The organism is Pseudomonas sp. PA-5-4B (assembly GCF_021606215.1).
GTDB lineage: Bacteria > Pseudomonadota > Gammaproteobacteria > Pseudomonadales > Pseudomonadaceae > Aquipseudomonas > Aquipseudomonas edaphica.
The window spans coordinates 74,919-87,550 of the sequence record NZ_WKDB01000011.1 but is presented as its reverse complement, the minus strand read 5'-3'; the positions used below and the strand labels follow the sequence as shown (position 1 = coordinate 87,550).

Annotated in this window: 10 protein-coding genes and 1 pseudogene; 5 read left to right on the top strand and 6 right to left on the bottom strand. The window is 61.7% G+C overall.

Translation table 11 applies throughout. The features are described 5' to 3' along the window. Positions 1-16: 16 nt before the first annotated feature. The 4 genes from GIW28_RS08035 to GIW28_RS08020 all read right to left on the bottom strand — a co-directional run bounded on the left by GIW28_RS08035 (position 17) and on the right by GIW28_RS08020 (position 3,583). Entirely contained in the window at positions 17-1,666 is a 1,650-nt protein-coding gene (locus tag GIW28_RS08035; RefSeq protein ID WP_236447035.1) for an AMP-binding protein, read from the bottom strand. Between the two features lie 86 nt (positions 1,667-1,752). Further along, a complete protein-coding gene (gene sixA, locus GIW28_RS08030) occupies positions 1,753-2,202 on the bottom strand; it encodes a phosphohistidine phosphatase SixA (protein WP_176991173.1) in 450 nt (149 codons plus the stop codon). Further along, positions 2,199-2,546: a DUF4389 domain-containing protein gene (locus GIW28_RS08025; RefSeq protein ID WP_099549018.1), complete on the bottom strand. Its 348-nt coding sequence runs from the start codon at positions 2,544-2,546 to the stop codon at positions 2,199-2,201. The genes sixA and GIW28_RS08025 overlap by 4 nt, the downstream gene beginning before the upstream one ends. A gap of 11 nt (positions 2,547-2,557) precedes the next feature. Beyond that, the gene (locus GIW28_RS08020) at positions 2,558-3,583 is read right to left on the bottom strand and encodes an NAD(P)H-dependent glycerol-3-phosphate dehydrogenase (RefSeq protein WP_099549019.1); all 1,026 of its coding nucleotides are present in this window, start codon (positions 3,581-3,583) and stop codon (positions 2,558-2,560) included. A gap of 193 nt (positions 3,584-3,776) precedes the next feature. On the opposite strand from GIW28_RS08020, the gene GIW28_RS08015 reads away from it, so the two are divergent. From GIW28_RS08015 to fabB, 5 genes are all read left to right on the top strand, one after another. After that, entirely contained in the window at positions 3,777-5,897 is a 2,121-nt protein-coding gene (locus tag GIW28_RS08015; RefSeq protein WP_329606427.1) for a TonB-dependent receptor plug domain-containing protein, read from the top strand. Position 5,898: 1 nt separating this feature from the next. Continuing rightward, positions 5,899-6,828: an ABC transporter substrate-binding protein gene (locus GIW28_RS08010; protein ID WP_236447036.1), complete on the top strand. Its 930-nt coding sequence runs from the start codon at positions 5,899-5,901 to the stop codon at positions 6,826-6,828. Beyond that, positions 6,825-8,726, top strand: a complete 1,902-nt coding sequence (locus GIW28_RS08005) for an ATP-binding protein (RefSeq protein WP_017134469.1) — start codon at positions 6,825-6,827, stop codon at positions 8,724-8,726. The genes GIW28_RS08010 and GIW28_RS08005 overlap by 4 nt, the downstream gene beginning before the upstream one ends. 249 nt (positions 8,727-8,975) lie before the next feature. Continuing rightward, the gene (fabA, locus tag GIW28_RS08000) at positions 8,976-9,491 is read left to right on the top strand and encodes a 3-hydroxyacyl-[acyl-carrier-protein] dehydratase FabA (RefSeq protein ID WP_003210552.1); all 516 of its coding nucleotides are present in this window, start codon (positions 8,976-8,978) and stop codon (positions 9,489-9,491) included. An 11-nt stretch (positions 9,492-9,502) separates the two neighbouring features. Further along, positions 9,503-10,723, top strand: coding sequence for a beta-ketoacyl-ACP synthase I (gene fabB / locus GIW28_RS07995; RefSeq protein WP_017134470.1), 1,221 nt, complete (start codon positions 9,503-9,505; stop codon positions 10,721-10,723). 176 nt (positions 10,724-10,899) lie between these two features. Here the strand turns inward: fabB and GIW28_RS30750 are convergent, their stop codons facing one another. Together GIW28_RS30750 and GIW28_RS30745 are read right to left on the bottom strand one after the other, a co-directional pair. Further along, positions 10,900-11,763: a methyl-accepting chemotaxis protein gene (locus GIW28_RS30750; RefSeq protein ID WP_371318486.1), complete on the bottom strand. Its 864-nt coding sequence runs from the start codon at positions 11,761-11,763 to the stop codon at positions 10,900-10,902. Beyond that, positions 11,755-12,525, bottom strand: a pseudogene (locus GIW28_RS30745) (MCP four helix bundle domain-containing protein); the annotation flags it as partial. The gene GIW28_RS30750 and the pseudogene GIW28_RS30745, both read right to left, overlap by 9 nt. Positions 12,526-12,632 lie beyond the last annotated feature (107 nt).

Genomic DNA, 12,632 nt, shown 5'->3' with positions numbered 1-12,632 from the left:
TGGTTTTATTACGGTCCTAATCCTGCCACACAATCGGCTCACTGCGTTCGCTCCAGGCCGAAAATTGTGCACCGTAAGTCGACTCGATCACGTTGCGTTTTATCTTTAAGGTCGGCGTCAAAAAGCCGTTTTCCACCGCCCAGTTGTCTTTGACCACCACCAGTTGGCGCAAGCGTTCATGCTTGTCCAATGCGCCGTTGACCTGTTCCAGCCAGCGTTCCAGGCTGCTGCGCAGTGCCTGCCGGTCCTGGCTGCCAGCCGACAATACGCATAAGCCCATCGGCGCCAGCAAGCCATCGCCGACTACGCACACCTGTTCGATGCGTGCGTGTTCAGCCAGGCGGTTTTCGATCGGCGCCGGCGCCACGTACTTGCCCTTGCTGGTCTTGAAGATCTCCTTGAGCCGCCCGGTCAGGCGCAGGCGGCCATCGGCGTCCTGCTCACCCTTGTCGCCCGTGCGCAGGAAGCCATCGTCAGTGAGGGTTTCGGCGGTTTTCTGCGGGTCCTTGAAGTAGCCGAGCATGGTCGCACCACTGCGCACCTGCACTTCCCCCGTCAAGTCGATGCGCACTTCGACGCCAGGGCACGGCAGGCCGATCCAACCCAGCGTTTGTTGGCCAGGGCGGCACACATGGGAATAGCCGCAGCTTTCGGTCATGCCATACACCTCCAGCACATCCAGGCCCAGGCGTTGATACCAGCGCAGCAAGGCTTCTGGCACCGGGGCGGCGCCGGACAGCGCGATGCGCAGTGCATCCAGGCCCAGCCCGGCCAGCACTTTGTGGCCGACGCGCTTGCCGATAAAAGGCAGACGCAACAGGGTATCGAGGCGTTTTTCCGGGATTTTGGCATAGACGCCCATCTGGAACTTGGTCCAGATACGCGGCACGCCGAACAAGGCTGTGGGCCGCGCCCGGCGCAGGTCGGTCAGAAAAGTCTCGAGGTTTTCGGCGAAAAACACGGTTTGCCCGGTATAGATCGAGGCCAGCTCGACAAACATGCGCTCCGCCACATGGCACAGCGGCAAGTACGACAGCAGCCGGTCGCCCTCGCCCAAGCCAAATATCTCTGTGCCGCGCGTGGCCGCAAATCCAAGGGCGCCAAAGGTTTGCATCACGCCTTTGGGCAGGCCGGTCGTGCCGGAGGTGTAGACGATGGTTGCCAGGCTTGCGGCATCCGGCGCGGGGTTGTCCTGGATCGGCGCATTGGCTTGCAGGTCTGCCCAGCTGAAATCAAAGTCGCCGGCCGGGCACAACGGCAAGCTGATGGTCGGCAACCCGGCCGGGATGCCGGGCGCCATCGCAGGCCAGTCATCCAGCTTGCCGATCAGCACCAGCGCCGCCTCGGAATGCGTGAGCACATGGTTGACGGACTCGGCCGTGAGGTTGGGGTACAACGGCACCGACACATGCCCGGCCATCCAGATCGCCAGGTCGGCAATGATCCAGTGCGCGCAGTTTTTCGAGATCAGGGCAACGTGCGAGCCCTGGGGCAATGCCCGGGCGCGCAGCCAATGCGCGGCGCAACGGGCCTGATGGCCGACATCGCCCCAGGTGAGCGTCTGCACCTCGCCGCCGCCGATGGGTTGCACCAGAAAAGGCTTGCGCGGGTGTCGCGCTTCACGTTCAAAGAAGACCTGCAACGGCAAACGAAAAGCGACAGGCATGGGACGCGCTCCTTTGTGATCCGATGATAGCCAACCAAGCACTTGCTTGGTTGACTATATAGCACACAAAGTCGCGATTGCTTTTCCTACGGATGCTTCACACTGACCAGGCTCATAAGCCCCGCCAGCGGAAAATCGCCTTCCAGCTCCGCCAGGCTGGCGGTGTGCATCGGCTCTGGCTGGCGCTGGTGACCATGCTGCAAAAAGCTGATCAAGCTGCCCACCAAGGGTTGGTGGCTGACCAGCAGCACGTTGTCATCGGTGTCGAGCTTTTCCAGTACTTGCAGCGGGTTGCCGTCGGGCGTCAGCCACGGCACGGTGCGAATCTGCGGCTCAAACCCCAGCGCGTCACGCACCAACTGCGCGGTCTGCTGCGCGCGCACATAAGGGCTGGCGATAATTGCGCTGATGGGCTGGCCGATCAGGTGCGCAGCACTGCGCAACACTTCGCCACGGCCGTGCTCGGTGAGGTTGCGTTCGGCGTCGGTGCGCGCATGCCCTTCGGCTTCACCGTGACGCAAAATCCATAGCTTCACAGCTTTGGCTCCTCATCACGCGCCGGGTGCGGCGCGGGTGGCACGCTGTGGGCGGCTTCGCCTTCGGGTGCGCGTGGGGTTGGCCAATCGGCAAACGGCCAAGGTTTCTGTTCAGTATGAAAGCTGCCGAAACGGCCGATCTGCGCCAGGAACTGGCTGAGGCTGTCGCCAAAGTTCATCAGGCCCAGGTTCGGCGCGCCGTAGATCAGGCGATAAATCAGCTGCACCACCACCAGCGCACCGAGCAGGAACTGCGCCACTTGCCACACCAGGGCAAACACCAGCATCCACAGGACGCGCAGCAGGATGGACTCGTATTTTGGGGTGTCTTTAGGATCGTTCATGTGCGCGTTCCTCAGTTGAAACCGCTGGTGGAAATGAAGTCGACGTCGGTCTTGGGCTCGGCGCGCATCAGCACCTCGATCACCTGGTCCAAGGTGCGCCCTTCAAACAGGATCGCATGCAGGCCGGCGACCAGCGGCATGTACACACCGACTTCCTGGGCCTTGGCCTTCAACACCTTGAGGGTGTTGACGCCTTCGGCGACTTCGCCCAGGCGCGTGACCGCGTCTTCCAGGCTCAGGCCCTGGCCGAGGGCGAACCCGACCTGGTAGTTGCGGCTTTTGGGCGACGAGCAGGTGACGATCAAGTCACCTACGCCTGCCAGCCCGAGGAAGGTCATCGGGTTGGCGCCCTGGTTCACGGCAAAGCGGGTCATCTCCGCCAACGCGCGGGTGATCAGCATGCTTTTGGTGTTCTCGCCCATGCCCAGCGCCACGGCCATGCCGGCGATGATCGCGTAGACGTTTTTCAGCGCCCCGCCCAGCTCGACGCCGAAGCGGTCGCCACTGGCGTAGACGCGGAAGGTACGGCCATGCAGCACGGCCTGCACACGTTCGCACAGTGCTTCGTCTTCACTGGCCACCACCGTGGCGGTCAGCGCGTGCTCGGCGACTTCCCGTGCCAGGTTCGGCCCGGACAGCACGCCGATGCGCGCCTGCGGGGCGATCTCGGCGAGGATTTCGCTCATCAGCTTGAAGGTCTGCGCCTCAATGCCTTTGGTCAGGCTGACCAGCAGCTTGCCGGCCAGGCGTTCAGCGTGGGGCGCCAACACCGAGCGCAAGGCGCTGGAAGGCAGCGCGACAAAGCACAGGTCACAGTCAGTCAGCGTGGCCAACAGGTCGGTGACCGGCTCCACCGCCGGATGAATCTTGATGCCTTTAAGGTAACGGGGGTTTTCCCGATGCACGCGGATGGCCTCGGCCTGCTCGGGATCACGCATCCACTGGCGCACCGCGTGGCCGTTCTCAGCCAGCAGGTTAGCCACGGCGGTACCAAAACTTCCGCCTCCCAGGACCGCAATAGGGCGCTGTTCAGTCATATGCAATCCGTTAATCCTTACATGGCGATGGCGGCATTATACGGGGCGACCCGCTTGCGGCCAGCCCCCGCGTCAATTCGTGCGCTTGTCGGAAAATGCCACACTTGTGTGAAGTAATTGCAAGTCCCACGACTGGCAAATGGCCCCACCTCAGTTAACATGGGCGGCTATCCGTAATTATCAAGGCTGCACCGTGTATCTGGGCCATCCTCCTCGCTCATCTCTGTTGCTGATGTTGCTGTGCAGCACACCTGCGCTGGCGGATGACCTGTTTCTCGACAGCCAGCCACTGCCGCAAGTGTTGACCGCCACACGCCTCAAGCAATCGGCCGCGGCCGTGCCCGGCAGCATGACGGTGATCGACAGCGAGCTGATCAAGGCCAGCGGCGCACGCGACATCGCCGAACTGCTGCGGCTGGTACCGGGGATGATGGTCGGCTACACCACCGGCAACCAGGCGGCGGTGAACTACCACGGCACCAGCGCCAGCGACGCGCGACGCATGCAGGTGTTGATCGACGGGCGCTCGGTGTACCGCGCGGGCCTGGCCACCGTGGACTGGAGCGACATCCCGGTGGCCATGGAAGATATCGAGCGCATCGAGGTGTTCCGTGGCCCCAACACCGTCAGCTACGGCGCCAACGCACTGATGGCGGTGGTCAATATCCTCACGCGCTCACCGGCCAACAGCCACGGCTCGCGGATTAAAGTCATCCGTGGCCAACGCGGCATCAACGACTATTACGCCAGCCAGGGTGTGGGCTGGGAAACCGGTGACTTGCGCCTGTCCTTTTCCGGCCAGCAGGACGATGGCTTTGACAGCGACGCCGTCGGTGCCGACCGTCGTGACGGCCGCCGCCTCAACCGCTTCAGCCTGGCGGTGAGCCAGACCCTGAATGCTCAGCAGAGTCTCGATTGGCAATTTGACGCCAAGGAAGGCACCAACCAGCGTCCTTATACCTACCTGCCGGTGTTCGCCGGGATTACCGAAGGCGGCACCAATTCCGATGCCGTCGCCAAGGACTATGCCGGGTCGTTGCGCTGGAACTTCGACTTCAACCCCGAACACAGCCTGTACATTCAAGGCTCGGCCCAGCAATGGGACCGCCAGCAGGTCTGGAAAGCCTGTGACGCCAAGGTCTCGTTCAGCCCGGAACTGACGCAGTTGTGGCAGTTGAACCCCAACTATGCCGAACGGTTGGCGCGGCACATGGACACCTACAGCCAGGGCGTTGCACCACCCGGCAGTGCCGCCGAACAAACGCTGGGCAACCAGGTACTCGACCAGTGGCGCAACGGCGCGAACCAAAGCGTGTGCGGCGACATCGACCAAAGCACCCGCGAAAGCCGCTACGACCTGGAGATTCAGGACACCCTGAGCCTGTCCGATAGCCTGCGCCTGGTCAGCGGCATGAACTACCGTTACGACCGCGCCGACTCCGACACCTACTTCAACGGCACCCTAGACGACACCACCTGGCGCTTGTTCGGCCACCTGGAATGGCGCGCCAGCGAACACTGGCTGCTGCAAGGCGGCGCCATGTACGAAGACACCCACCTGAGCGGCAACTCGCTGACGCCACGGGTGGCGGTCAACTACCTGATCAACCCGCGCCACGGCTTGCGGGCGGTGTACTCCGAGGCGATTCGCTCGCCGGACATGTTCGAGAACAACGTCAACTGGAGTTACCGCGTCACCAATTTGAGCTCCCCGACCTACGGGCAGAACGCCGGGCAATATTTTGTGGTAACGCGAGGCCCCGGCAACCTCGATAAAGAGTTGATGCGTTCACGAGAGCTGGGCTACAACGGCTTCTTTGCCGATTTCGGGTTGAATGTCGACGTGAAACTGTTCTACGACGAAATCACCGAGATGATCAGCTCGCCGCTGCGCAACAACCAATACATTGCCAGCAACGCCAACAGCGCACGGTTCACCGGCGCCGAATCGCAGTTCGACTGGCGCATGAGCAATACCGACCGTCTGCGCCTGACCTATGCTTACGTCGACGCCGCTTCCAGCAACCCGCTGGACAAGGCGCAGACCGCGCGCAACAGCGGCTCGGCCGGTTGGCTGCGCGAGTGGGGCCACGGCTGGTCCAGTGCGCTGTTCTACTACGGCGACGATGCGCTCAACCAATATCGCTTCGAACGGGTCGACCTGCGGGTGGCCAAGCGCATTGCCCTGGGCAAAGCCAATGTGGAGCTGGCCGGCATGTTGCAACAACGCCTCGATAACCAGCCCACCACCTGGGCCGATAACAACTACGACAGTCGCCATGTCCTGTATTTCAGCGCGGAGCTGGAATTCTGACATGGGCGCTCAGTCACGGATGACCCCCATCTTTATCTCTCGGCTCTGGCGCCGCGCCTTGCTGCTGGTGTGCCTGTTACTGACCGCGCCGGCGTGGAGCGCCGATATCCTGTTGACCGCCGCCGAAGACGGTGCCGGCGTTCAGGCATTTACCCAGGCCCTCGCCCAGCAACGCCCCGAAGACCAGGTGAGCTTTGTCCCGCTCAAAGACTTGCCCGCGCCGAGCCAGTTGTCGCCCGGTACGCGCCTGATCCTGCTGGACCTGCCCGGCCTCGACTGGCGCCTGCAGGATGACCAGGGCCCGCCGACACTGGTGTTGCGCATCAGCCGCCTACAGGCACGCCAGCGCCTGGGCACCACCCACCCGGCAAAAATCAGCCTGTTGTGGAGCGACCCGCCGCTGGCACGCCAACTCAAGCTGATCGCCAACATCCTGCCGCAGGCCCAACGCATCGGTGTGCTCTATGGCAGCGACAGTGAGTTCCTGCTGCCGGAGTTGCGCGAGTATGCAGCGCCCATGGGCCTGGAAATCGTGGCGCAACGCTGGGACAACATTAACGACAGCCGCCCGTTGCAAAACCTGCTCAAGAACAGTGACGTGCTGCTCGGCCTCGACGACCCGCAGTTGTACAACCCGAAAACCGTGAAGAACCTGTTGCTCAGCAGCTACGCCCAGCAACTGCCGCTGGTGGGGCCCAACGCCGGGTTCGTCAAGGCCGGCAGCCTGGCCAGCACCTACAGCGACCAGGCCGACTGGCTGGCGGTGCTCGACCGGCTGCTGGATCATCCGCCAGCCAACTGGCCACGCAGCCTGTACCCGCAACACTTCAAAGTCGTGGGTAACCCGCAGGTCGCGCGCTCACTGGGGATCGAACAGGTGGACGAAACCGCCGTCGCCGCCCGCCTGGCCGAAGGAGAAAAACGCCCATGACCTTGCGCCGTCGTTGGGACATCAACACCCGCACCCAGCTCATCACCCTGGGCCCGGCGCTGTTGCTGACCTTGCTGTTGATCAGCTTCTTTACCTTCGTGCGTATCCAGGACCTGCGCCAGGAACTCGACCACACCGGCCAGTTGATCGCCAACCAACTGGCCCCGGCCACGGAGTACGGGGTGATTTCCGGCAACAACGATGTGCTCGAAAGCCTGCTGCGTGCCACGCTGGCCACCCCGCATGTGCGCTTCCTGGAGATTCAGGACAGCACTGAGAACATCCTGGTGTACGTCGAACAACCTTCGGAAAAACACGACCGTTCGCTGTCGGTGAAAGTGTTCCAGGCGCCCATCCGCTTACAGCATATCCAGCTGGGCAATGACTTTTTCCAGGACAACCTCAACGAACCCAAGGCGCCGCGTGCCGATTACCTGGGCCGGGTGATCGTCGGCATGTCCAACGACGCCTTCAGCCAGCGCCAGCAGGAGATTCTGTTCAAGGCCGGCATCCTCGCACTGTTCGCCCTGCTGTTTACCTTCCTGCTCGCGCGACGCCTGGCCGCGAGCCTGTCGCAGCCGATCAGCGCCATGGGCCACGCGGTAAAAGCCATCCAGCAAGGCGACTACAAGACACCGCTGCCGATTGTCGATGATTCGGAGCTGGGCGACTTGTCGCGGCACATCAACAACCTCGCCGAAGGCCTTAACCAGGCCAGCCGCGAACAGCACCAGGCCATGGCCCAGTTGATCCAGACCCGCGAAGAAGCCGAACGGGCCAACAACGCCAAGTCGGACTTCCTGGCGATGATGAGCCACGAGTTGCGCACGCCCATGAACGGCGTGCTGGGTATGCTGCAACTGCTGGAAACCACCGAGATGACCGAGGAGCAGACCGAGTACGCGGCGCTGGCCTCGGAGTCCACCGAGCACCTGCTTAAAGTCATCAACGACATCCTCGACTTCTCACGTATCGAACGCGCCGCGCTGGAGCTGGAACATATCGCCTTCAACCTGGCGGACCTGATCAACAGTTGCGCCCAGGCCTTCCAGCACAGCGCACAGCAGCGTGGGTTGAGCCTGGAATTACCGATTCCGCTGGGCATGGACGCGTTGCGCGTGAGGGGTGACCCGACGCGTATCCGCCAAATCCTGGTGAACCTGATCGGTAACGCGCTCAAATTCACCGAGCACGGCAGCGTCACCGTCGAGCCCCATTGGCAAACTCTCGACCATGAACTGGTGTGGTTCACCTGCACGGTGCGCGACAGCGGCATCGGGATTTCCGCTGAACGCCTGGAGCTGATGTTCGATGCGTTCCAGCAGGCTGACAGTTCCATTTCCAGACGTTACGGCGGCACCGGCCTGGGCCTGCCTATTGCTCGCACGCTGGCCGAACGAATGGGCGGCACGTTGCGCGCGCAAAGCCAGGAAGGCCGTGGCTCGGTATTTACCCTGGAAATTCCACTGGCCATCGACCAGCACAGCTTGCCGGCGATCGCCCTGGACGCCGAGGGCAAGGCCAGCGCGGGTGATGGCCGCCATGTGTTGCTGGTGGAAGACAACCCGGTCAACCGCACCGTGGTCGAGGCCATGTTGCGCAGCCTGGGCTTTGAAGTGAGCCTGGCCACCGATGGCGCCGAGGCAATCCGCAGCGCCGAGAGCCTGATTTTTACCGCGATCCTGATGGATTGCCGCCTGCCGCTGATCGACGGCTACGAAGCCACCCGGCGGATTCGCCAACTGCCCGGCTGCGCCGACCTGCCGATTATCGCGTTGACGGCCAACGCCTTGCAGGGCGATCGCGAAGCCTGTCTGGCAGCCGGAATGAACGATTACCTGGCCAAGCCGTTCAAACGCACGGATTTGCAGCAAATACTGCAGCGCTGGGTGCAATAGCGCCGCGCCATCAACCAACTGCGACTGGCGCGAGAGACGAAAGTGCGGCAGTCTTAGGCACCCAAACGGGCCGATAAACAGGCTCGGTTTAAAATTTCAGTGAACAAGTGTACATTGAGTACCTTGACGCTGTGACTTTCACTACAACGCAATAGTCTATGTGTAGGCTGCCGGTATGAGGCATGAACGCTTCATTCGGTCCGGGAAGATTTACCCTGCCCTGCCGCATGGGATTATTGAGGAGCTCGCATGACCAAACAAAACGCCTTTACTCGGGAAGACCTGCTGCGCTGCAGTCGCGGTGAGCTGTTCGGCCCAGGTAACGCGCAACTGCCCGCCCCGAACATGCTGATGGTGGATCGCATCACCCATATCAGCGAAGAGGGTGGCAAGTACGGCAAAGGTGAATTGGTCGCCGAGCTGGATATCACCCCTGACCTGTGGTTCTTCGCCTGCCATTTCGAAGGCGACCCTGTGATGCCGGGCTGCCTGGGCCTTGATGCCATGTGGCAACTGGTCGGTTTCTACCTGGGCTGGCAAGGCCTGCCAGGTCGCGGCCGCGCCCTGGGTTCGGGCGAAGTGAAGTTCTTTGGCCAGGTCCTGCCGACTGCCAAGAAAGTCACCTACAACATTCAAATCAAGCGCGTCCTCAAGGGCAAGCTGAACCTCGCTATCGCCGACGGTTCGGTGACTGTCGACGGTCGCGAGATCTATACTGCCGAAGGCCTTCGGGTCGGCGTATTCACTTCCACTGACAACTTTTAAGGGTTATCCGCATGCGCCGCGTCGTTATCACTGGTCTGGGCATTGTTTCTTGCCTGGGCAATGACAAAGAGACCGTCACCGCTAACCTGCGTGCAAGTCGCCCTGGCATCCGCTTCAACCCGGAATATGCCGAAATGGGTCTGCGTAGCCAGGTTTCCGGCTCCATTGACCTGCCCCTCGAAGAACTGATTGATCGCAAGATCTATCGCTTCGTCGGCCACGCTGCCGCTTACGCTTACCTGGCCATGAAAGACGCCATTGCCGATTCCGGCCTGAGCGAAGACCAGGTTTCGAACGTACGCACCGGCCTGATCGCCGGCTCCGGCGGCGCATCGACCCTCAACCAGATGGAAGCGCTGGACATCCTGCGCGAAAAAGGCGTGAAACGCGTTGGCCCGTACCGCGTAACGCGGACCATGGGCAGCACTGTTTCGGCCTGTCTGGCCACCCCGTTCCAGATCAAGGGTGTGAACTACTCGATCTCCTCTGCCTGCGCCACCAGTGCTCATTGCATCGGTACTGCGGTCGAGCAGATCCAGCTGGGCAAGCAGGACATCGTTTTCGCTGGCGGCGGCGAAGAAGAACATTGGAGCCAGTCGTTCCTGTTCGACGCCATGGGCGCGCTGTCCACCCAGTACAACGAAACCCCGGAAAAGGCCTCCCGCGCCTACGACGCCAAGCGTGACGGCTTCGTCATCGCCGGCGGTGGCGGCATGGTGGTGGTCGAGGAGCTGGAACACGCTCTGGCCCGTGGTGCAAAAATCTACGCGGAAATCGTCGGCTACGGCGCTACTTCCGACGGTTACGACATGGTTGCGCCGAGCGGCGAAGGTGCCATTCGTTGCATGCAGATGGCCATGTCCACCGTGGACACCCCAATCGACTACCTGAACACCCACGGCACTTCGACTCCGGTCGGCGATGCCAAGGAAATGGAAGGCGTGCGTGCGGTATTCGGTGACAAGGCTCCGGCCATCAGCTCCACCAAGAGCCTGTCGGGTCACTCCCTGGGCGCCGCCGGCGTTCACGAAGCGATCTACTGCCTGCTGATGATGGAAGGCAACTTCATGGCCGGCTCGGCCAACATCGACGAGATCGACCCGGTCGTCGCCGATATGCCGATCCTGACCAAGACCGTTGAAAACGCAAAAATCGACACCGTGATGAGCAACAGCTTCGGCTTCGGTGGCACCAACGCCACCCTGGTACTGAAACGCTGGCAGGGCAAGTAAGCCCCGCAGGTTGATCACCTGGAAAAGCCCCGACTGGTTCGGGGCTTTTTTGTGGGCAATGGAATGAGACCGAGTCGCCTTCATCGCAGGCAAGCCAGCTCCCACATATGGCGGTGTTCGCCATTCAACATGTGGGAGCTGGCTTGCCTGCGATAGCGTCACCTCGGTCCCAAGCCCTACACCGAAAACCGCGCCACCATGGTATTCAGGTCCACCGCCAACCGCGACAACTCCTGGCTCGCCGCACTGGTCTGGTTAGCGCCCGTCGACGTCTGATGCGCCAGGTCGCGAATATTCATCAAATTGCGATCCACCTCCCGCGCCACCGCTGCCTGCTGCTCCGAGGCACTCGCAATCACCAGGTTGCGCTCGTTGATCAAGGTAAAGGCCGACGCAATCTCCTCCAACGCCGTGCCCGCCGACTTGGCGATATCCAACGTAGAGCGCGCCCGCGTATTGCTCTGCTGCATCGAACTGACAGCTTGATCGGTGCCTTGCTGAATCCCGCTTATCATCAATTCTATTTCCTGAGTCGACTGCTGCGTGCGATGGGCCAGTGCCCGCACTTCATCGGCCACCACCGCAAACCCACGTCCGGCATCGCCCGCGCGCGCCGCTTCGATCGCGGCATTCAGCGCCAGCAAGTTGGTCTGCTCGGCAATCGAGCGAATCACATCCAACACCTTGCTGATGCCATAGACCTTCTGCGCCAAGTCCTCAACCTGGGTCGCGTTGGATGTGACGTCATCGGCCAGCGCTTCAATCGACACCACGGTCTGATGCACCTGCTCGCGCCCACGCTGGGCAATGCGGTCAGACTCACGGGACGCCTGTGACGTGGCCACCGCATTGCTCGCCACCTCCTCCACCGCCGCGGTCATCTGGTTGACCGCCGTGGCCGCCTGTTCAATTTCCTGGTTCTGCTGGTGCAAACCACGGGTCGCATCTTCAGTCACACAACTGAGTTCTTCAGAAGCCGAGGCCAATTGGTTCGAAGACTCGGCAATCCGTCGAATGGTGTCGCGCAGGTTCTCCTGCATGCCCTTGAGCGCCTGCTGCAAGCGCGCGGGTTCATCGTTGCCGGTTACGTTGATCTCACCAGTGAGGTCGCCGCCTGCCACGCCCTGGGCAACCTTCAGCGACTGCGCCAACGGCAGCACGATGCTGCGGGTCAGCCATACCGCCAGGCCAATGGTGATCAATGCTGTGAGCACTATCATGCCAACCACCCATGTGCGCGATTGGGTGAATACGCTCTGCGCGAGGTTCGCGGCCTGGTTGGCACTGGCCTTGTTCAAGGCGACCAGGTCGTGCAGGGTCGCGGCCATCTCATCGGCCAGTTGATTCATCTCCCCATTGACGATCCTGATCGCATCCTCCAGCTGGTTGGCCTTGGAAAACGCCATCACCTGCTCCTGACGTTGCAGGTATTGCTGCTCCTGGTTTTTGAAACGATCAAACAGTACACGCTCTTCGGGCAGTACGATCAACCCTTCGTAGAGCGTCTGCGCATGGTGCAGGCCGTTTTTCAGGTCGGTGAGCTTCTGTTCGTTCTGCGCCAACGCCTGCGGGTCACGGTTGACCACCAAACGCAGGGTGAGGGCACGCACCCGCAACAGGTCCTGGCTCATCTCCCCCACCGCCATCACGCTGGGCAGCCAGTTGTTCTCCACCTGATCGGACTGCTGGCGCATATTGGCCATCTGCAGCAGGGCGAAGCCGCCCAGGGCAAACACCATCAATGCCAGCACGCCAAAGCCTAAGCCTGCGCGCGGGGCGATATTCAAACTACGGATACTCATGCCTGGATTCCTTCCGAATGCGCTGCATCCACCTGCAGCAGGTCTCCTGAAAGGTATCGGCCCTTTGTCGCGTTTGCGTAAGACGAAAATGCGATATCAACGCGCTT